This window comes from Staphylococcus agnetis, from assembly GCF_011466855.1.
GTDB lineage: Bacteria > Bacillota > Bacilli > Staphylococcales > Staphylococcaceae > Staphylococcus > Staphylococcus agnetis.
Genome location: NZ_CP045927.1, coordinates 2,140,567 through 2,162,788 on the forward strand (window position 1 = coordinate 2,140,567; position 22,222 = coordinate 2,162,788).

At 37.8% G+C, this 22,222-nt stretch carries 18 protein-coding genes; 4 read left to right on the top strand and 14 right to left on the bottom strand.

Translation table 11 applies throughout. The features are described from left to right. Window positions 1-226: 226 nt before the first annotated feature. Together GJE18_RS10825 and GJE18_RS10830 are read right to left on the bottom strand one after the other, a co-directional pair. The gene (locus tag GJE18_RS10825) at window positions 227-1,456 is read right to left on the bottom strand and encodes an ArgE/DapE family deacylase (protein WP_107368628.1); all 1,230 of its coding nucleotides are present in this window, start codon (window positions 1,454-1,456) and stop codon (window positions 227-229) included. 25 nt (window positions 1,457-1,481) lie between these two features. Continuing rightward, window positions 1,482-2,858: an MDR family MFS transporter gene (locus GJE18_RS10830; RefSeq protein WP_107368629.1), complete on the bottom strand. Its 1,377-nt coding sequence runs from the start codon at window positions 2,856-2,858 to the stop codon at window positions 1,482-1,484. A 250-nt stretch (window positions 2,859-3,108) separates the two neighbouring features. Here GJE18_RS10830 and GJE18_RS10835 point away from each other — a divergent pair, with 250 nt between their 5' ends. Beyond that, window positions 3,109-4,044: a ketopantoate reductase family protein gene (locus GJE18_RS10835; protein WP_060551908.1), complete on the top strand. Its 936-nt coding sequence runs from the start codon at window positions 3,109-3,111 to the stop codon at window positions 4,042-4,044. 1,452 nt (window positions 4,045-5,496) lie between these two features. Here the strand turns inward: GJE18_RS10835 and GJE18_RS10840 are convergent. From GJE18_RS10840 to GJE18_RS10880, 9 genes are read right to left on the bottom strand one after another with little or no spacing between them, the layout of a single operon-like run. After that, window positions 5,497-6,336, bottom strand: a complete 840-nt coding sequence (locus tag GJE18_RS10840; RefSeq protein ID WP_105995319.1) for a ketose-bisphosphate aldolase — start codon at window positions 6,334-6,336, stop codon at window positions 5,497-5,499. 19 nt (window positions 6,337-6,355) lie between these two features. Beyond that, window positions 6,356-7,351, bottom strand: coding sequence for an inositol 2-dehydrogenase (gene iolG / locus GJE18_RS10845; RefSeq protein ID WP_060551909.1), 996 nt, complete (start codon window positions 7,349-7,351; stop codon window positions 6,356-6,358). A gap of 1 nt (window position 7,352) precedes the next feature. Beyond that, window positions 7,353-8,957, bottom strand: coding sequence for a solute:sodium symporter family transporter (locus GJE18_RS10850; protein WP_060551910.1), 1,605 nt, complete (start codon window positions 8,955-8,957; stop codon window positions 7,353-7,355). Window positions 8,958-9,004: 47 nt separating this feature from the next. Beyond that, a complete protein-coding gene (gene iolE / locus GJE18_RS10855; protein WP_060551911.1) occupies window positions 9,005-9,886 on the bottom strand; it encodes a myo-inosose-2 dehydratase in 882 nt (293 codons plus the stop codon). Between the two features lie 10 nt (window positions 9,887-9,896). Further along, on the bottom strand, window positions 9,897-10,913 hold the full coding sequence (locus GJE18_RS10860; protein ID WP_107368952.1) for a Gfo/Idh/MocA family protein: 1,017 nt from the start codon (window positions 10,911-10,913) through the stop codon (window positions 9,897-9,899). A gap of 18 nt (window positions 10,914-10,931) precedes the next feature. After that, complete coding sequence (gene iolD, locus GJE18_RS10865; protein ID WP_107376460.1) at window positions 10,932-12,842, bottom strand: 3D-(3,5/4)-trihydroxycyclohexane-1,2-dione acylhydrolase (decyclizing); 1,911 nt, start codon at window positions 12,840-12,842, stop codon at window positions 10,932-10,934. Between the two features lie 5 nt (window positions 12,843-12,847). After that, window positions 12,848-13,816 (bottom strand): 5-dehydro-2-deoxygluconokinase, encoded by a 969-nt coding sequence (iolC, locus tag GJE18_RS10870; protein WP_085622878.1) that lies wholly within the window; start codon window positions 13,814-13,816, stop codon window positions 12,848-12,850. A gap of 12 nt (window positions 13,817-13,828) precedes the next feature. Then, complete coding sequence (gene iolB / locus GJE18_RS10875; RefSeq protein ID WP_107368954.1) at window positions 13,829-14,644, bottom strand: 5-deoxy-glucuronate isomerase; 816 nt, start codon at window positions 14,642-14,644, stop codon at window positions 13,829-13,831. Between the two features lie 11 nt (window positions 14,645-14,655). After that, window positions 14,656-16,110, bottom strand: a complete 1,455-nt coding sequence (locus GJE18_RS10880; protein WP_107368955.1) for a CoA-acylating methylmalonate-semialdehyde dehydrogenase — start codon at window positions 16,108-16,110, stop codon at window positions 14,656-14,658. 198 nt (window positions 16,111-16,308) lie between these two features. On the opposite strand from GJE18_RS10880, the gene GJE18_RS10885 reads away from it, so the two are divergent. Continuing rightward, entirely contained in the window at window positions 16,309-17,067 is a 759-nt protein-coding gene (locus GJE18_RS10885) for a DeoR/GlpR family DNA-binding transcription regulator (RefSeq protein WP_107368956.1), read from the top strand. A 368-nt stretch (window positions 17,068-17,435) separates the two neighbouring features. Here the strand turns inward: GJE18_RS10885 and GJE18_RS10890 are convergent, their stop codons facing one another. The 3 genes from GJE18_RS10890 to GJE18_RS10900 form a co-directional block, all read right to left on the bottom strand. Then, a complete protein-coding gene (locus tag GJE18_RS10890; protein ID WP_107368957.1) occupies window positions 17,436-18,008 on the bottom strand; it encodes a recombinase family protein in 573 nt (190 codons plus the stop codon). Window positions 18,009-18,467: 459 nt separating this feature from the next. Beyond that, window positions 18,468-18,839 carry a restriction endonuclease subunit S gene (locus GJE18_RS12370; RefSeq protein WP_082624754.1) on the bottom strand — a complete coding sequence of 124 codons (372 nt, stop codon included), beginning with the start codon at window positions 18,837-18,839 and terminating at the stop codon, window positions 18,468-18,470. Beyond that, entirely contained in the window at window positions 18,782-19,105 is a 324-nt protein-coding gene (locus tag GJE18_RS10900) for a hypothetical protein (RefSeq protein ID WP_060551920.1), read from the bottom strand. The genes GJE18_RS12370 and GJE18_RS10900 overlap by 58 nt, the downstream gene beginning before the upstream one ends. Window positions 19,106-19,557: 452 nt before the next feature. On the opposite strand from GJE18_RS10900, the gene GJE18_RS10905 reads away from it, so the two are divergent. Together GJE18_RS10905 and GJE18_RS10910 are read left to right on the top strand one after the other, a co-directional pair. Then, window positions 19,558-21,360 carry an acyltransferase family protein gene (locus GJE18_RS10905; RefSeq protein ID WP_060551921.1) on the top strand — a complete coding sequence of 601 codons (1,803 nt, stop codon included), beginning with the start codon at window positions 19,558-19,560 and terminating at the stop codon, window positions 21,358-21,360. A 149-nt stretch (window positions 21,361-21,509) separates the two neighbouring features. Further along, window positions 21,510-22,220, top strand: a complete 711-nt coding sequence (locus GJE18_RS10910) for a hypothetical protein (protein ID WP_107369001.1) — start codon at window positions 21,510-21,512, stop codon at window positions 22,218-22,220. Window positions 22,221-22,222: the final 2 nt, after the last annotated feature.

Here is a 22,222-nt window from a genome sequence, read left to right on the forward strand (position 1 = left end):
GTGCCTAGAATAATCAACGCGTTATTCCAGTTCCATTCACTTCAACTACATAAATAAAATATACAAACTATATTAATCTACAAGCGCTATTTTTTCAATTTTATATACAAGCATCAGAGGCAATTCCGCACAATAGAAAGCGTTTACAAAAGCGCTAAATAGAAGAGGTGAACTTAAGTTAAAATATTAAAACTTAAGCTCCCCTTTTCACATTAAATCATCATCATTATTTTGAAAGATATGTTGTAAATAACGCGATATAATAATCGATGAAGTTTAAATAAGATGCTTTTTTCACACGTTCATCAACTTGATGTGCGCGCTCTCCAGGACCAAACATCATAAATGAGAAATGTTCATCTTTACCACGTAATAAGTTGGAAGCATCCGTAACACCAACCGTTGGCGATACGATAATATCATGCTCAAAATGTTGTTTTGCCGTTTCAACACCTAGACGTACAAGCGCATTATCTCCCGTTGTAATGACAGGATCTAAATCAAGATAGACATCTTGTTCAAGATTCGCCCCTTGTTGATTCATTAGCTCTATATAGTGGTTAAATAATGCTTTTACTTGTTCATTGTCATACTCAGGTACTGTGCGCACATTGAATTCTGCAGTCGCTCGTCCAGGTACAGAGTTAACTTGAGTGCCTCCATTAAATATTGTATTTGTAATAACTAAACCATAAAGGACGCGTGACACATCATCCATATCCATGTTTTCAGATAACATTGGTTTAATGTAATCCAAAAATGTTTCGAAATTTAAACGTTCGCAGTTCAACGCTTTCGAAATTTTATCAAATTCATCATCTATATGTTGCACAAATTGCATCAATGGTTTAATCGCATTTTGACCAATCACTGGCATCGAGCTGTGTGCAGCGCGACCTTTAGACGTGATACGGAAATCCATAGATCCTTTATGCGCATACACTAACATCTTTTCTGACGGTTCCGCAATAACAAGCGCATCGACATCATCCATTTCTCCATTTTCGTACAACTGCTTCGAACCAAGCTGTTCCATTTCTTCACCTGTTGTCGCCATAAATTTAATTCTACCGTGTTTTAAAGCACCACTTTCATGAATTTCAATCATTGCTATGGCTAAAGCGACAAGTCCAGATTTCATATCTCCAGCGCCACGTCCATATAAGTAACCATCCGCTTCCGTAAGTGTAAAAGGATCGTACATCCATTCACTATGATTGCCTTCAGCTACAACATCCATATGGCCAGATATACCAAGTACTGGGGAGCCTTCACCAATTTCAGCTATAAGGTTTGCGCGTTGCCCTTCAACCATATCAATACGCGCTTCAATACCGTGTTTTTGAAATAATGCTTTAAAATAGTGACATACCTCTAATTCATTATCATTAACCGTTTTAAAACCTACAACATCTTTTAAAATTTGAACCTTTTCTTCATTTGTAAAAACACCCATAACGTTCATCCTTTCAAAATTAGTCTTATGATTGTGATAACGGGCTTTGTTTTGTTTCACGGATAAAGAGTGATAAAACAAATCCGATAACAATTAATACTGTCGTAAAAATAAATGCGGCATCGACTCCGCTAATCGTAGCTTCACGCATCATTTTAGACGAATGACCATGTGCGTCCATAAAGTTTCGTGACACGATAGAAAGAACGGTAATGCTAATTGCAGTTCCCATCGCACCGGCAATAATACGAAGTGAATTCATAATCGCATTGCCATGTGACACTTCTTTATTTTCTAACGCATTTAACCCTGCCGTATTTAACGGCATCATTAATAGCGCCACAGAGAACATGCGAATCGCATAAATCATGACAACATACCAAAATGGCGTTTCTGACGTTAAGAAAATATGCAATATTGTCATAATGATTAATAAAATAAAACCTGGAATCACAAGTACACGGACACCATAGCGATCATAAATTTTACCAGTATACGTCGACATACATGCGTTCACAACCGCACCTGGTAAAATGACCAATCCTGATAAAAATGCGGAAAGGCCAAGTCCAGTTTGAACATAAATTGGAATGAGTAAGGCTGGGCCCACGATACCGATATAAATCATCATTGACGCAAACGCAGATAGTGTAAATGTTTTATTTTTTAATACCGACACACTTAAAAGCGGCGCGTCGATACGACATTGACGTATCGTAAATATTGCCACAATACCAATCCCAACAATGAGACTGATGATAAATAATGGAGACAATGGACCAACATGACCTACAATACTGAACGCATAAAGAATCAAACCAAATCCAACTGTAGAATAAACAACTGATCTTTTATCCAATGAGGTCGGTTTAGATTGACCTAAATTTTCTACATAAAATACACCGGCGCCAAATGCAATGAGTGAAATGACAGCGACAACGATAAACGGCACATGCCAACTCGAAAAGTCAATGAGCACACCAGTTAACGTTGGGCCTATCGCTGGAGCTGACTGCGCGACAATACCTGTTAGCCCCATCGCGAATCCCCTCTTTTCAACAGGAAACACCATAAATACGATAAACTGCATTAGCGGTAATAAAATACCTGCACCGATAGCTTGAATGACGCGCGCAATCATTAATACTGCGAAACTTGGTGCCATTGCCGCAATCACAGATCCTAATAAAAACGCAGCCATCGAAAAAATATACAGCTGTCTCGTAGAATATTTATCAATTAAAAAAGCCGTCAATGGAATCATAATTCCATTCACTAGCATAAAACCGGTTATCAGCCATTGTGCAGTAGTTTCAGGTATCCCTAAATCTACAATCATCGCTGGTAACGCTGTATTTAAAATCGTTTGGTTCAACATCGCTACAAATGCACTTAATAACATAATGGTAATAATTAAATTTCTTTTTGCTGTCGTCAAACCTTCTGACAAATCGCCAACCTCCATTCATTATTATTTTCACAAAATATATTTTAACGCTTTATAGTTAGCAAAGCAAACCATTTATATGTAAATCTAGTTCCACAGTATTTTATAAAAACTTTGGTAACTTTCTTCGCATAAGATTGACAACTTTTTAGTTTAAAATTACGCTAAATATACAACAACTCAGTCTATCTAAGGAGGAATTACTATGAAACAAATTGCGATTGCAGGCGCCGGTGCTATGGGTGGCCGTATAGGAAGTCAATTAAAAAAAGCAGGCTTTGATGTCACATTGATTGATTTTTGGGATGAACATATTAAAGCCATTAATGAACATGGGTTAGAAATTCAAACCGAAACTGATACCCATTACATGAAAATCGATGCATGTAAACCAGAACATACTGAAAAAGCGTATGATTTAATTGTTATTTTAACGAAAGCAATGCAATCTGAAACGATGGTTCAAACACTATTAGATCGCGGTGCTATTCATGAAAATACCGCTATTTTAACAATGATGAATGGACTTGGCCATGATGAACGTTTTGAAAAAATTGTTCCAAAATCTCAAATATTTTTAGCTGTAACCATGTGGACAGCAGGTTTACGCGGTCCAGGTCAAATTTTATTAGAAGGTACAGGGCGCATCGATTTACAACGTGCAGATGGTGAAACTGACGCACGTACGCAAGTCATTGCAGATATGTTTAACCAAGCAAATTTAAATGCTTATGTAAGCGATAATGTACTACAAACTGTTTGGACGAAAGCAACGTTAAATAGTGTACTAAACCCTCTATGTACAATTCTAAACAAAACCATTTTTGAATTTGGCGAATATCCAGAAGCACGTCAACAAATCGAGCCGATCATCGAAGAAATTGTAGCCGTTGCAAAAGCAAAAGGCATCGTATTAAATAAAGAAACACTCGTTCAAAAAATTGAAGGCGCTTATCCTAAAGAAACACAAGGACTTCACTATCCATCTATGCACCAAGACTTATATCATGGGCGCTTAACAGAAGTCGATTATTTAAATGGCCAAATTAGTAAATATGGTCATGAGTTAGGCATACCAACACCGAACAACGATATGTTAACGCATCTGATTCATCAATTAGAAATGACACATGTGAAATAACACGACTTGTGCATCTAATAATAAACATCCCCTACTACTTCAAAGTGTGAGGGGATGTTAGTTTATATATTCAGCATTACTCTCGCTATGCGATACTTCTCAAGCTTACTTTTATGACTTTATTTTTAATTCACACAGTGCTTACCATCATCCTCTAACACAAAGGCTCATGATCGCTGTACTTCATTCTGGAGGCACAGAATAATGCACTTTCATCTTAATTTTAGATATATGACACTTAATTTTTAAGAAAATTCCGTAAATTTATGTTGCTTTTTACACTAAAACTTCTTATAATCTAGTTATAGAAAATATTTGGTGTTGTCATACTTAATTTATGACACAACATATATTTTCTTAGCATATGTTATCTCGTCCTAGCATAAGCAGTGTTACGTATAATTACAATATAATTATGAGACCGGACGTACGCACACTTATACACAAGGACACACCTTGAAGGTAACTTAGCACTGCATGCGTTGTCAAAAATGTGGCGCCACGTTATCTTCTCACACATGACGCTAAGACCATTGACGCGACGCACCATTCATTTAATTTGAGAAGCTTAACCCATATGTTCGTCAATTTCTAAAGCGTGTATTTAAGGCCATCGTTCATACATCGTTTAATGTATACAACTTATATTGACAGACCAACGTGCACCTTATCTCACCCAAAACGTTGTGCTGTCTCGTATGAAGAACACCTTATGTAAGATGACATCATGCCGAGTGACACACGAACGCCGAAACATCCTTTGTCTTAAAAACATCATGACTTATTTTATTCTCATTGCGCGCACTAGGTTAAGTCATCGATGCTAGAAAGACACAGCGCTTTATGTACAAATGTTTGAAGACCGTGTACCACTCGTTCCTCTAAACGTTGATGTGCCATACTTTTGATCACAGTATCACATTAACACATGCATATTGACCTTCACCCGTTAAGTCGCAAACTGCAGAATCACCACACCACACGTTTATTTTACACGCCTACGCTTATCAATCTAGTGAATTAAGCAATCCCAAGTTTAAAAAACTTAAAGCATCTGAAAATTACTCACCATAAGGTATTAAATGAAACATTAATATCCAATTCCTTGTAAAATCAACGTGAGATTCAACATCGTTTTGCTGCTTAACAGACCCCACCTCATTTGACGCAGTACTGTATGATAACAATATGCACCATAAAGTTGTATACGCCTGTATTATCTGACTACACATCATTTCTAACCCCCTTACTTGGCACATTGATTTGTGTCGAGAAGGGGGTTAAACAGTGGTATCAAATGGCATGTTTACACATATCCACTCATCCCTTGACGTAGGATTTTAAGTAGCCTTCAAAACACATGACAACATGCGTTTTGAGGGCTATTTTACAAAATTAAGATGTCATGTTTTACTCCTATTTATAAGTAATACGTATTTTAAATTTACTGAATCATACACGCTCTGCTGCATCACATTTATCTATAATTGATTCTACTGTAGATTGAATCACATGGATTGATGGTGCAACTATCTCTTTGGCGTTGAATAGAGTGACATCTGCATTGAGTCTTTGGCGTATGTATTGACTCCATGCAATGTTAATTTCTGTATTAAAGTTAATTTTGCTATGTCCTAGTAGGATTGCCTTTTTTAAATCCTCATCAGATAGTCCAGACGCCCCATGAAGCACAAGTGGGACAGCGACTTGTTCATTAATTTCAGTCATTTCTTTAAATCCTAATTTAGGCTCTCCTTGATAACGACCATGAACAGAACCCAATGCAGGAGCTAAGGCATCTAATTGCGTTTGTTGTACGAGTTGTTTACATTCGTCTAAATCCGCATATTGTACCTCATTGACTAAGCCATCTTCGTTACCCCCTATTCCTCCAATTTCACCTTCTACTAAAACATGATGTTGATGGGCATAATTGACGACTTTTTTCATATTTTCAATATTTTCTTCAAGAGGCAAGCGTGAGCCGTCATACATGACCGAATCATAGCCCGCATCAATGGCTTTGATACAACTTTCGACACTGTTACCATGATCTAAATGAATCACATACGGTATGGTGATGTTTAATGATTGAGCTTTTAAATGGATGAGTTTACATATAAATTCATAGCCTCCGAGATAATCAATAATTTTGTCGGTCGTACCTAGAATGATTGGGGCGCGCTTTTTTTCTGCTGCGCGAAGTATCCCTTCAATCCAAATTAAACCATTTACATTAATCTGAGGGATGGCATATTTTGCATCATGCGCTTGATGAAGTATGGGCTGCATATCGGCGCTCCTTTCTAAATTAGAATTTTACAGGTTGACCTGTTTCTAACGACGTTTTACACGCAACAGCAATTTGTTGCGCATTTAAACCATCTTCTATCGAACATCGTACATCTTGATTTTCAATAATTGCTTGAATAAAAGCTTCCATTTCATCTTTATAAGCTTGTTGATAACGTTCTAAAAAGAAATGCGGGGGATTGTCTTGTGCAATGTTTTCTGCAGATGCAATGGTTAACGTATTCGTGTTTTCATTTCCGACTGAAATCATCCCTTTGTCTCCTAAAACTTCTACACGTTGATCATAGCCATAGACGCTTCTACGACAGTTTTCAATCACACACATTGCTCCGTTTTCAAAAGTCAATGTGATCACTGCAGTATCAATATCTCCTACCGTTTTAATTTCAGGATTTACTAACGCCGCACCTTGGGCATACACTTCTGTCACTTCACATTGCATCAAATAACGTGCCATATCAAAATCATGAATAGACATATCCATAAATAAACCACCTGAATGTTCAATATACGCTAATGGCGGTGGTTCTGGGTCACGTGACGTTATTCGTAACGATTGCACGGCTCCAAGACGATGTGCTTTTAAGTAGTTATGTACTTGCGCAAAGTTACGATCAAAACGTCTGTTAAAGCCCATTTGAAGTTTAACACCCGCCTTTTGCACTGCTTCCACTGCTTCTGATGAAGCTTCAAGCGTTAAACTAATCGGTTTTTCACAAAAAATGTGTTTCCCTTGTTCACACGCACTTTTAATGATATCGACGTGTGTGTCTGTAGGAGAACAAATGATTACAGCATCAACTTCAGGATCATTAATAATATCCATATGATTTTTCGTACTTTTTTCAATCCCACATTTTTGAATCCATCCCTGGAGTTTTTCACAATATAAATCAGAAATCCATTTGATATGAATGTTTGGATGGTGTCGTAAATTTTCAATATGTAGTTGTCCAATACGACCTGCACCGATTACACCTACTGTTAATTTCATATTAATTGCCTCCAATTGTAGCCAACACTAATGGTGAGAAGATAGCATATGTAAGCACGACGACTAAAATAATCAAACCGCCAACGAGATAACGATGTTTCCAAGGTGTGATATCCACTTTGGCGTAATTCACATTAAAGTCGAACACATTAGTGGGCTTGATTTTATTAAATGTTAAAACAATACATAAATCTATAAAGAAAAGCACACTCAAAATATATAAGAAATGAATGTCTGTTAAAAACACCTTTGAAAGCGCATACATCACGATGTGAAAAATAAACATCACTTTCGCACCTTGATGTGATGTCTGTTTTGCAAAAAATCCAACTAAGATTAAAACTAATAACGGCATATTGTATACTCCATTAAATTCTTGTACAACGGCATATAACCCTTGCGGAAATAATGAAATCATCGGTGCTAAGATCACCACAATGATGCCAACCACTATGGTCATGATGCGACCAACACGCGACACTTGACGATTCGATGCATTTTTATTGAGCACAGATTTGTAAAAATCAAGCGAAAATAATGTCGCTGTACTATTGAGTGAGCCGACAAATGAACTTAAAATGGCACCAAAAATAACTGCACCGAACAACCCATATGCCCATTCTGGCAATACAGCATTCACTAACATAGGGTATGCGTTATCTGGATTTTCCACTTGTGAACCTAACATATTGAATGCTAAAATCCCTGGAAATACGAGAAATAACGCACCAAATATTTTAAACATGCCGACATACATCGCTCCTTTTTGAGCTTCTTTTAAACTGCGTCCTGCCAATGCTTTTTGGACAATCATTTGGTTTGTACACCAAAAGAATAAATTATTGAAAAACATACCGAAAAAGAGTGTCGGCCATGGCACAATTTTAGAATCTATTGCCCCTATCGCATTCAATTTTTCTGGAGTATGTTGCACGACTTTATCAAAGCCTCTTAAAAAACTTCCATCTCCGAATATCATCAGTCCTAAAATTGGAATCGCGAGTCCACCTAATAATAGGCCCACACCATAGATGGAGTCACTATGTGCACTTAAAGATAAACCACCAATAAACAAGTAAAGAATGCCCACAATTCCTATCACTGTAGAGATTAAAATGACTGCACTCATATGACTGATATTTAATAATGCACTCACGTTGAAAATTTTATCAAATACGAGCGCACCTGAATAAAGCACAACAGGTAAAAAAGAGACAACATACGTGAAAATAAAGAGTAATGACACTAATTTTTTCGTAAAAGGGTCATAGCGCATTTCAATAAAATCAGAAACTGTATCGATGCCATACCTGAAATAACGGGGTAAAAAGACCCAAGCTAAAATCACAATTGCGATTGCTGCTGTGACCTCCCAAGCCATGACTTCCATACCGGCCATAAAACTTTGACCATTTTGACCCACGATTTGTTCTGTAGAAAGGTTGGTCATAATAATTGTTGAGGCTATAGTAAATCCAGTTAAACTACGGCCACCCATAAAATAACCGTCCGTATTATGTGTATCAATTTTCCGACTCCGATAATAGGCATAAAATCCGACAACTGTAATGACAACAATAAAAGATATAATCGCAAAAATACCCATATAGTTCACCCCTATGAAGTTGAAACCACTTCATTCCTATTCTATTTTTATATTGCTTCCATATATGCTTTTGCTTTCTTTGCGTATAAAAATGGATTCGCAACTGCAGGGTCTTGTTCCGCTTCCACCACGATCCACCCTACATAGTCTGATTGATGAATCCGTTCTAATATCGGTTTAAAATCAATGTCCCCATCCCCAGGGACCGTAAAGACGCCCCGTTTCACACCATCTAAAAACGACAGGCCATGTACTTTCATATCATGCGCAATCGTTTCTCGTACATCTTTAAAATGAATATGATGAATCCGGTCTTGATACGTATCAAAAATGGCTAACATATCTTCGCCAGAAACATGTAGATGTCCAGTGTCATATAACAGTGACACGAGTTTCGGATCTGTCGCTTCCATCAAACGTTGAATTTCTGCAGTTGTTTGCACGCCCGTTCCCATATGATGGTGATAGACGATTTTCATGTTTTTTTCTTGTGCCAGACGGCCTAAACGATGCAATCCATAAATGAGACGTGTCCACTCTTCGTCTGTAAAATGCGGTTTATCATCAAATACGCTTTGATCAAGGCGGCCTTGTACACTGCGTCCTTGTTCAGAGACGACTATCACTTTCGCCCCCATGTCATGTAAAAAATCACGATGCTTAATAAATGCCGCTTCTGTCTCTTTATATGGCTTCGTTGTTAAAAACATGCTGAACCATGCGCTTGCGACTGAGAGGCCTCGTGGCTCTAAATAAGATTTTAAAACTGATGCTTCCTTTGGATATTTGTTTCCAATTTCTGTCCCTTCATAACCTGCAAGGGCCATTTCACTAATACATTGTTCAAACGTATTCTCACCACCTAGCTCTGGTAAATCGTCATTAGTCCAAGCAATTGGTGCACACGCATATTTAATAAATGTGGTCATTTCGTTCACCTCAAAGTTGAATGATTGATTTTGTTTCATACGCTTGTTGCATTGCGATGGCAACTTCAGTACTTTTCAAACCGTCAATACCTGTCACAGAAGCAGGCGCTTGGGTTTTAATCGCATCAATAAATGCACGTAACTCATTAACAAACGCGGCTTTGAAACGTTCTGGAAAATGTGTTGAGGTTGGACGTACGACGCCATTCGCATCGTATAATGTCACTAGATTTTTCTCTGGTGCATTACCAATACGAATCATTCCTTTCGTCCCAATGAGTTCTGTTTCAACATGATAGCCATGATGCGCATTCCGACCTGCAAGTAAATAGGCGATCACGCCATTGTTAAGTTCAGCAAGACACGCGCCAGTTTCCAATTCCTGACAAGCATTTAATTCAGGTGCTGCGATGTTATGACCGAGGGCATAGACTGATTTAAATTCTGATTGGGTAAACCAGCGAATTAAATCAATGTCATGAATGGACATATCTAAAAAAATCCCCCCACTTGCCGCACCTTTCGCAAATTTGATAAAGGATGGTAAGCCCTCACTCGGATCAATGCCATAACAACGTATCGTCGTTAATGCACCTAATTCTCCTTGATCTACCAATTGTTTCGCATAACGGTAGGAATCATCGAAGCGCCGCATAAAACCGAGCTGAAACACTTGTTGTGGTGTTGCTTCAATTTTTTCAACCACTTTTTGAATGCTTGTCATCTCTAATCCCAACGGCTTTTCAGGAAAGACATGCAGCCCTTTATCTAATGCTTGCGTAATTTGAACAGTATGAAAACCACTCGGTGAGACGATGACAACTGCATCAAGCGCATCATTATTAATCATTTGCGAGTAAGACGTATACGTATAAGGCACCCCAAGCGTATGTTTAGCGTAATCCAGCTCTTCAGGCACGACACTTGCCACTGCGTATAATTCCGCGTTTGGCAAATGATGCACAATATTCTCAGCATGTACCCTTCCTAAGCGTCCAAGTCCTACTTGTCCAATTTTTATAGTCATCCGCTCACCTTCAATCGATTAATATAATTTGGCGTTTTGCATTGCTTGTCTTTTTGTTTTCAATGCTTCTTGAATCGCGGCTTTGTCACTCACTTCTGACACCCCTACATTCCAAAATGATGCGTAGCCATCTGTCATGGTTTTAGGCAGTGTTTTAATCTCGATGAGTGTAGAGGTCGTACATTTTTTGGCATCTTCAATCGCTTGTATTAATGCATCTTGTGTGTGAACTTTGTACGCTTTTGCGCCGTATCCTTCTGCCACTTTTTGATAATCAATATTTAAAATGCCACCTGAAGCCGTCGTAAATTCTGTACAAAAACTGTCGCTACCGTTCCCCATTTGAAGGTTATTAATACAACCGAAGCCACTATTATCAAATACAACGACATTGATTTTATGTTCATATTGCAATGCGGTAATCAATTCAGAATGCAACATTAAAAAGCTCCCATCACCGACTAAGGCATACACCTCTCGGTCAGGATGTGCGAGTTTTGCGCCTAATGCTGCCGCAATCTCGTAGCCCATCGTCGAATACCCGTATTCCATATGATACGTATTGAATGCAGTCGTCTCCCAAAGCCGTTCTAAGTCACCTGGTAATGATCCAGCTGCTGCCACAATGATGGCATCATCCGCAACCGCTTCATTTAAGGCGATAAGGGCGTTGGTTTGAGGGAAAGAAGTCTTAAGTGCGTCCACATAATCCTGAAATTTTGACCGGCTAAAGTCATCTTGTATTTCTGGTTGGTAGTCATGCACTGTAGGATCAATGTGACTTAAACGTGTGCGTTCTTGTTGCCATTCTGCTTTCAGTTGATCCATACGCTGATGCCGTGTCGGTTGTAACGTTAATCGTTCTGATAATGCCGTTAATGTGGCTTTCGCATCGCCAACAAGGTCGATGCCATCAAGCTTTAACGCATCTGGACGGCGCACGTTAATATTGATAAACGTGGCATATTCAAAATCGAATGCGGTTTTAGAACTGGTTGTAAAATCCGAATATTTCGTGCCTATCCCAACAATGACATCCGCTGTTTGTGCATAAATATTCGCTGATGCAATACCTGTCACACCGATGCCACCTAAATTGTTAGGATGATTTGACAATAATGTAGATTTCCCTGCTTGCGTTTCGACAAAAGGAAGCTCATGCGTGGTGCTTATCGCATCGATGATATGCTGTGCTTCTGAATATTTCGCACCGCCACCGACAATCAATAACGGGCGTTCAGCTTTATTCAATGCCTCTGCAGCACATGTTAATGCACGGTCACTTGGCACAATGCGATCGACGTAATACACACGTTTTTTAAAAAATGAAGTTGGAAAGTCAAACGCTTCCCCTTGGACATCTTGACTTAGCGCAAGCGTCACTGGACCAGCCGTCGCAGGATTCGTCATCACTTCAAATGCACGTAAGAGTGCACTCATAATTTGTTCAGGTCGCGTAATACGATCAAAGTAGCGTGATACCGGCTTCAATGCATCATTTGTCGTTACACCACTGCTGTAATCGTGTTCAATTTGTTGTAAAACCGGATCAGGTTGACGCGTCGCAAAAGTATCTCCAGGAAGTAATAACACGGGAATATGATTGGCCAGTGCAGTCGCGGCCGCTGTAACTAAATTGGCAGAGCCAGGGCCTACTGATGATGTCACCGCAAATATTTTCTGACGCAATGATTGTTTCGCAAAACCTGTCGCCACATGCGTCATACCTTGTTCATTTTTACCTTGAATCACAGTAAGGTCGTCTTGATAGTGTGACAGTGCCTCACCTAGGCCAAGTACGTTTCCATGACCGAAGATATTCATGACACCTTCTACAAAACGGTGTTCTTCACCATCAATGGCAATATATTGTTGAGTCAAAAATTTCACGATGGCTTCACCTGTTGTCAGTTTGATTGTTTTAGACATCTCTTTCACTCCTGACTTTGTTCTTGAATAAGCGCTTCTATTTGATCCACTGTTGGCATGGCTTCACTCGAGCTATGACTACTAACGACTATCGCTGCTGAAGCTGCACCATATTCCAAGGCCTGTGCGACGTCACCTGTTTTCAGTAAGGCATATAAAAACGCGGCCGCATAAGAATCTCCTGCCCCAAACGTCTTCATTACATTGGCTTTAAACGCTTTACCTTTGTAACATGTACCATCTGAAGTAAAGGCATAGGAGCCTTGAACACCATGTTTAATCACCACAAGGTCACAGTGTTGTCCCGCAAAAATATTTTGACTGATGGCTTCGTCCGATAAATGTTTAAACGCATCCACCATATCGTATTCATCACGTGTACCGATGACCACGTCTGCTTGTTTACACACAAGATCATAATAAATAGAAGTTTCTTCGGCATTTGTCCACGTATACGGGCGGTAATCCAACTCAAATACCACTTTAACCCCTGAAGCCTTTGCGATAGACAATGCTTTTAGGACCGCTTCCCTCGATGGTGATTGTGCCAACGCCACACCTGAAATCAATAACATTTCAGAATTTTCAATAAATTTAGGGCTGACGTGTTCTGGTCTTAAATATAAATCCGCAACTTCTTCTCGATACATTAAAATACTTGACGCTTCTGGACTTAAAATTTCAGTAAAAGTAAGTCCTGACTTATGACCTTCGTCATCGATATGAATGTACGAGGTATCCACACCGACCTCTTTAAAATAGTTAGTAATAAAACGGCCATGTTGATCATCAGACACATTTGCGATCATGCCTACATTTAATCCCAACTTCGCAGCGCCAATCATAATATTAGACGGCGAGCCACCGACGTATTTCGCGAACGTTTTCGTTTCTTCCATTGGTCGATTCATCTCTACCGCATTTAAATCAATCGCAGCACGTCCAATCGCAACGATATCTTTCTTGTCTTTCATACTGATGCCTCCTTAGTCACGGTGAATAATCCATTCATGGTCTTTCGCATTATGAAATTTCCAAATCTTTTTCGGTCCCGCCATCACATTCAAGTAATAACTATCATAGCCATCAGGGACACCGACAGGATGATAGCCTTTTGGAACGACGACCACATCTCGGTGCGATACCGTCATAGTTTCATCTAACGTGAGATCATCGGTATACACACGTTGGAATACAAATCCTTGTGAGGGATTCATTTCATGATAGTACGTTTCTTCTAACAACGACTCATGTGGGAGATTGTCTTGATCATGTTTATGCGGCGGATAGCTCGACCAGTTACCTTGATTCGTGTACACTTCAACGACCAATAAATTTTCACTTGCCTCATGGGAATCCGGCAAAATATTATGCACATGACGCTGATTCGCATATTTCCCACGATCTTCAACGGTATTGTCTTCCGCAGCAATCAATACGGTCGGACGTTGGGTTGCACATGGCGCAAAACATAAAATAACGGTCGCAGCTTGTTCAGCAACGATTTCTACATGATGGTCTCGTGAAATGTACACACTATCTGTAGGAATGCGGTCAAACGCACTTTCACGACGTCCAAGGTGGTCGAACGTCGCATCATCCGTCATCACTTGAATACGTCCCGTATGCACCACGACACATACTTCCAAATCTTCTGTTTGAAAGGCATACGCCGCGCCTGCTTTTAAATCTATGACACGAAACGCGATATAACGTAACCCTAGATCAGCCATTGAATAATCATGAATCGCATGCACCTCAGCTTGTGACTGAGATGCAACTTTTTTAAGTAAATGTGACATAAACGCCCTCCTTACCATCTCGGATCGCCGTGACGCGCAGTAACGACTTTACGATGCGTATAAAACTCCACACTGTCTTTACCATTACAATGTAATGAGCCAAAGAATGATGATTTCCAACCTGAGAATGGGAAAATAGCCATCGGCGCCGGCACACCTAAATTAATGCCTAGCATCCCTGCATCAATATGTTCTCTGAAATAACGAATCGACGATGCACTATCAGTAAATAAACATGCCCCATTCGCAAATTCAGATTGATTCGCCAGTTGAATCCCTTCTTTTAAACTTGAAATTTTCACAAGCGACAACACCGGCGCAAAAATTTCGTCTTGCCAAATCGTCATATCCGTTGTGACATTTTCAAAAATACTTGGTTTCACGAAATAGCCGTCATCTTGATTACCTTCGCGTCCGTCTAAAACGAGAGTTGCTCCTTCTTCAATACCTTGATCCACATACGCGAGCGTTCGACGTTTATTTTCTTCACGAATGACTGGCCCTAAAAAAACGTTGTCTTCAATGCCATTTCCAATCACTATTTCTTTCGACGCTTGAACTAACTTTTCTTTAAATTGGTCATACACCCCGTCTTGAACAGCAACTACAGCTGCGGCCATACAACGCTCACCCGCTGAACCAAAAGCTGCTCCAATGACGTCTTTAACTGCCGCATCAATATCCGCATCATTTAACACAAGCGTATGATTTTTCGCACCTGTTAAACATTGCACACGCTTTAAATGCGCTGTCGCTTTTTTATACACAATTTCACCAACCGGTTTAGACCCTACAAACGACACCGCTTTAATCTGTTCATTTTCACAAATACCTGTCACGACATCATTCGCACCATGAACAACGTTAAAGACACCTTTAGGCAACCCTGCTTCTTCAAGTAAATCCACAAGTTTATTGACGAGTAATGGTGTTTTTTCAGAAGGTTTAATAATAAATGTATTCCCAACCGCAATCGCCATTGGAAACATCCAACACGGCACCATCATTGGGAAGTTAAATGGTGTAATCCCTCCAACAACACCTACTGGATAACGATAATTAGTGCCTTCGATATTGGTCGCAATGCTAGAAAGCGAATCACCCATCATTAACGACGGCGCACCACATGCAAATTCGACATTTTCAATCCCACGTTGCACTTCACCTAATGCTTCGGTCGTGTTTTTACCATTTTCCTTCGTAATAATCGCTGCTAATTCATCTTTATTTTCAAGCAGTAATTGTTGAAACTTGAATAAAATACGGGCACGTTTCGGTACCGCAACCTCTTTCCAAGATTCGAACGCTTGATGCGCCACTTCCGCTGCATGATTTAACTCTTCACGCGTAGACACTGGCACTTTCGCAATCAACTCTTTCGTTGCAGGGTTAACCACATCAATGGTTTCATTAGCTTGAGACGCCACCCATTGTCCACCAATATAATTCTTTAAAACTTCAACCATAATTTAACCTCCTATTATCGTAAGCGCTTTCAAATGGTCATAAAAAATATATGAGCATATTATGATTAACTTTTGGTCATATATTGGTTGTAATTTTATAATATACACAATTGTCTGTCAACTATTTATCATTTTGTAATACTTGACGTTGTTATTTGGTTTAATTTTGGGTATATTCATAGTAATGGAGGTATCGACATGAAAGCAAAACGCATTTTTGAAATAGAAGCCTATATTAATCAACAAAAAGCCGTCACATTAGAAGAATTATGTGCGCATTTTGACGTGTCACTGAATACCATACGCCGTGATATCAATGAATTAACAAAACTAAACCGCGTTAAGAAAGTGTATGGCGGTGTTGAAACCCTCGACCCTACACTGCCATCTGCGGTAGATTATACAGATCGTAATATTGAAAATGCGGCCAGTAAAAAAGCTATCGGACGTCTTGCCGCTAAGCTGATTCAGCCGCATGACATTATCTATATTGATACCGGCACGACAACAATTCATATTTTAGATCACGTCGATAAAAATTTACCATTCACCATTATTACGAACAGTTTGGACGTTATTAATAAAGCCAGTCACTTTAACCATGTCGAATTATTCATTATCGGCGAACAATACAAAAAAACAACACGGTCATTTATCGGACTAGAAACGAACGTATTGTTAAAAAAGTTTAATATCCAAAAAGCCTTTATGGCCGCCACAGGTGTGAATATTAATAACGGATTGAGTAATTCAGAAATCGAAGAAAATCATATAAAACAAATCATTATGAGTAAAACAGCAGAAGCTTACGTATGTGTCGATCATAGTAAAATGAACAAATCGACGTTATTGACCTATGCGCCTTTAAACGCGATACACACCATTATTACTAATCAAGCGCTGCCACATAACTTACAACATTATGCATCCGAACATCATATCGATGTCGTCTATTAAACGACACAAACGCCTTCAATCGTCAACAATGTGACAGTTGAAGGCGTTATTTTGTGTTGAGATGCATGTGATTTCCAGTAAACGAATGCAATCATTGTAGTCGCTTCCCTCATGCAAATTAACGTGTTCTACTGAACATCATGAACCTCTTATCACATCAAACGGCCCACTATATCAATAAACCTTTGAAAAATCAGTTATTAAATCCTAATAAAACGTCGCTAATCAAATAAAGAAACAAATAAAATAAATTAAGGGATAAACAAAATAAGGAAAGAGGTAAATATAGTGAGCCATCTCATGTGTCAGTAGAATGTGAATCGTAGAAGGATACACCTCAATATGTGATGTGATATCGCTTAAAATAACTATGCGTCCATTTGAGAAAGATGCGCATTGTTTTGATATTCATTGTAGAGCAGTAAAAACGTTTCAAGTGTAGGAACAGGAATACCTGTGTTAGAGGATAAATCACGGATAGACTGATGCTTAAGTAGGTCTAAAACTTCTTCTATTTCTTGAGGTGTAAAGCGGTAACGCCCAAATTGAACGAGCTGTTCATCAATAAAGTGACAGTATTGATAGTATTCATCGTTAAAATAACCAATCAAATCTTCAATGACATCGTCTGTTAAAGCTTCGGGAGAAAAATCGAAATTATGTTCGATCACTTTAAAATGAATATTACGACGTTGGAACATTCTTAAAAGCGATTCAAATAATTCGACAGAGTTACATAAAGATGTCAGTGATACTGTCACGACCGTATCGCCATTGTTTAAAGGGTGTTTTAAAAAGTCCAAATCATCTAACGTCATACCCTCATAATAAGCATCACAATAGGATACATAGACCGCTTCACATTGTTGCGCTTTTAATTTCTCTTGGTAATGTTTAACCATAGGTATTGAGTGTCTAACAAAACTTGTTCCAATAATCATAGGAACACCTCCGAGGATAAAATTCAAGAATTGGTGTCCACTTAAGAGCACATCGATACGTCCCCTTATCATCGTATTATTTTTATTTCAACAACAAATGGATTCATAAAGTAAAAAGGAATGGAGAAGAATCACTAAAAAAGAGGAAAATCAGAAGTCTAAAAAGTAACGGCTGTTCTTGATGAATTTAATATAACACACCTTTAAGATTTGTACAATACTATTTTAAATAATATAAAATTCGATGGATTACTATAATTTATGAAAAAATGAGGGGGTTATCCCCTCAAAAATTGAAGAATTTTCGAAAAACGTGAAAAATTAGGGAGAAACAAGGGCAAAAAATTTTTTCTAGATAAAAAAACATCCTAAACAAGCAATGCACTTGATTAGGATGTATTGACTTATATTCAACAAAAAAGACGTATACATACTTTTTTACTCTATATTTAGGTCAAATTACACAAACATCTTTTGAAGTAAAGCTTGTTTGAGTTGTTTTAAATAATCTAGTTTAGTAGATTGAGTTTTGATTAAATTGTCTAATTTATCTAAGAATTCTCCAATTCTCTCCTGTTCCACAATACTAGGCAGCATTATATCAAATGTTAACAAAGTGTCTTCATGAATTCGTTTACTACCAGTACCCGATGAAAAATATTCTTTTTTCTTATAATAACTTTCCCTCGAGATGTAATTCATAAAGTAACTTTCAGAGATTTTATTTTTATCTAAATTTAAAGTTGGAACATCGCTAGAGCTATAAAATTGATTTAGTGAAAGGCCAAAAGCGAACCTATGAATAACAATAAGTAACCAACATATATGAATTTATTAGAATTTTTTTCAAAGCTACAGACGGGTAAAATTTTTGCTATCCATTCCAGTAAAAATATTCTATTCATTTTTCTACTTGCTTGATCACCTTTAAAACTTTGATTTTTAATCATATTAAAAATATTAATCACTTTATAAATCACTTTCTTTATGTTTCTCATTAACATATGTATTACCCTTTTTAAATATGCTATGTTACCTATTGTTATTAGAACTATGAGTAAAAATAAAAATATTAAAAACATAGTGTATACCACCATAGCCCTTCCCCCTTATGTATTTGTTATATGCTTTTTTAATTTTATATCATTATCATTTTACGCAATCAAGACCACTAAATCCCCACTTTTCATTAATATGCATGTATAATAATGAAATTAATATCTATTTCTCTATATCATCCTTGATATGACTGGTGTTAAACGGCATCACAACGCCAATACTAAACTTGCATATTTATTGAAAAAATGTCATCTTTATTTAAAGTTATGTTACATTTTGATTTCAGCACCTTTACATTTGTATAAATACTAAAAGTCATATATATTATTCATATGTTGCTATTATTAAGATATAATAATTTAGTAACTTAGAGGACGTATGTGCTTTTGGAAATGACGTACGACGGTTACCTCAACGCATCGACATACATAGTTTCATTAACGCTTTACGCGTCGATGCCTAATTTTTAATAAATTTAAGGATGTTATGAATGACCCAAACAGAATTAAAAAGAACGAAACCTGTTCATACGCAAAAATATCTCCCTGGTCTCGACGGTTTTAGAGCGATTGCCGTCATCGCAATTATAATCTTTCACTTGAATCCTCTATGGTTGCCAGGTGGATTTTTAGGTGTAGATACCTTCTTTGTCATTTCCGGTTTTTTAATTACATCTTTGTTAGTCGCTGAATACGACAAAACTGGAAAGATTGACTTGCCAGCATTCTGGTTACGCCGTGTGAAACGGTTGATCCCTGCAGTTATGTTTATGCTTGCAGTTGTGTTAACGTATGCCATTATTTTTGAACCAGATATTATACTTGCATTAAAAAAAGATGCGATTGCTGCTGTCTTTTATGTCTCAAACTGGTGGTATATCATACAGGATGTTGATTATTTTAATCAATTTTCGATCGCACCTTTAAAACATTTATGGTCATTAGCAATTGAAGAGCAATTTTATCTCTTCTTTCCTTTTATTCTATATATGATCTTTAAGCTACGAAAAAGACAATATACGTTTATCATATTTTTTGTCATCTCGTTAATCTCATTAGGATTGATGATGTATTTATCTACGGTGACAAGTAGTACAGCACGTGTGTACTTCGGTACAGATACACGTCTTCAAACGTTGTTGCTTGGGGCGATGTTAGCGTTAGTATGGCCACCATTTCGTTTGAAGAAACAAGTAGCGTTGAAACTCCGCACATCTGTTGATTTTGTCGGATTCATCAGTTTTGCGTTGCTGATCTATATCATTTTTAATGTTAGTGAGCATGACAAATGGATTTATCAAGGTGGCTTTTATTTAATTTCATTCGTGACGTTATTTACAATTGCGAGTGTGGTTCACCCGTCTGGATGGTTTTCGAAACTGATTGGTAATCCATTATTTGTCGCAATTGGTAAACGGTCTTATAGTTTGTATTTATGGCATTATCCGGTGATTGTATTACTACATCGCCATTTTGTGGCAGGACAAATTCCATATTACGTCTATATTATTGATGTCGTATTAATGGTGGCGCTTGCTGAGTTGTCATATCGCTTTATTGAAAATCCAATTCGTAAAAAAGGCTTTCGCGCATTTTCATTCAAACCACATCAAGCATCTCGCTTTTTAAGATTGGCGCTGTTACTATTGTTAGCTGTTCCATCTATATTATTGATAAGTGGTCAATTTGATCAACTTGGAAAAGCCAATAGTACGCAAAAAGAAACATCTTTTACGAATAAGACGCACAAACCGAAAACGAATCCAGCTGATACGAATGAACAAAAGAAAGTTGATCCGAAACAGTTAGCGCCGTTACTTATTGGTGACTCTGTGATGGTAGATATTGGTAATGTCTTCCAAAAACAAGTCCCAAATGCGACGATTGATGGTAAAGTCGGTCGTCAATTGAATGAAGCCAATGCCCTCATCTCTTCGCAATATCAAAGTTTTGCGAAACCTAATAAAGATGTCGTGATGCAACTGGGTACGAACGGTGCTTTTACTGACGATCAAGTCAATGAAATTATTGATAATCTCGGAAAAGCACAAATTTATTTTGTGAATACACGTGTGCCACGTGACTATGAAAAAAATGTCAATGATACCTTGAAGAAAGCTGCTGACAAACATAAAAACGTCCACCTCATCGATTGGCATAAAGCATCCGGTGGTCATCCTGAATATTTCGCATATGATGGTATTCATTTAGAATACGCTGGGCAAAAAGCATTAAGTCAGTTAATCATTGATGGATTAAAACAACAGCACGCCAAACAAAATAAATCATCTTAACCTATTAAACAGGTGCCAGACTGTATACAGTACTGGCGCCTTTTTTGTCACTTTTAGTGATATGTGGTAGGATAAAATAAACTCAATACATTTTTTATATGATTCATTATAAACATAGTCATTCATGGCACCTTAGTGGAGGGATTCGTGTGAGAAGACAAGAACGTAATCGAGATTATCCGAGAATTGAAAAGATTTTAGATGATGGTACTATCATTGCTTATGACAAGTTTAACCAATTGAATACGGATTTAAATATCAACACCTTAACGGATCAACAACAACATGAAGTCTTTGGTGGTATTTTAATTCGCCCACAGCGCAATTCAAATGCATATAATGAAAGAGATTACCGTCGTGAACAACTTCAACAAGAAGAAATCGAATCGTCAAAACGGAAAAACAAATGGCTGATTTTATTACTAATCATCGTCGCTATTGCCTTAGTCGCTTTAATCGTTAAATCATGTACGGGCACGAATGACAAACAAGTAGCAAATGATCCCAACACATCTGACCCAACGAATCAAAACGATGCGCAATTGGTTCAACAAAAAAATGAACAACTCCAACAACAAGTGGAAGATGCGAAAAAAAGTATTGAAAATAACCAATCTGACACGCAAAGTAAAATTGATGCATTGAAACAAGAAATTGCATCATTGAAAAATAACACGGATACACAACAAGCAAATAAAGTGGCTGATGAATACAATAAAACTGCTGATAATTTACAAAACGCAGAAAATGAACGCCAAAATGGCAATAATGATGAAATGCAGCGTGAATTAGATAAAGTGAATTCTAAATTACAAGAAATTAAAGATAAAATAACCGAATTCTTTAAAAAAGATAAATAAAT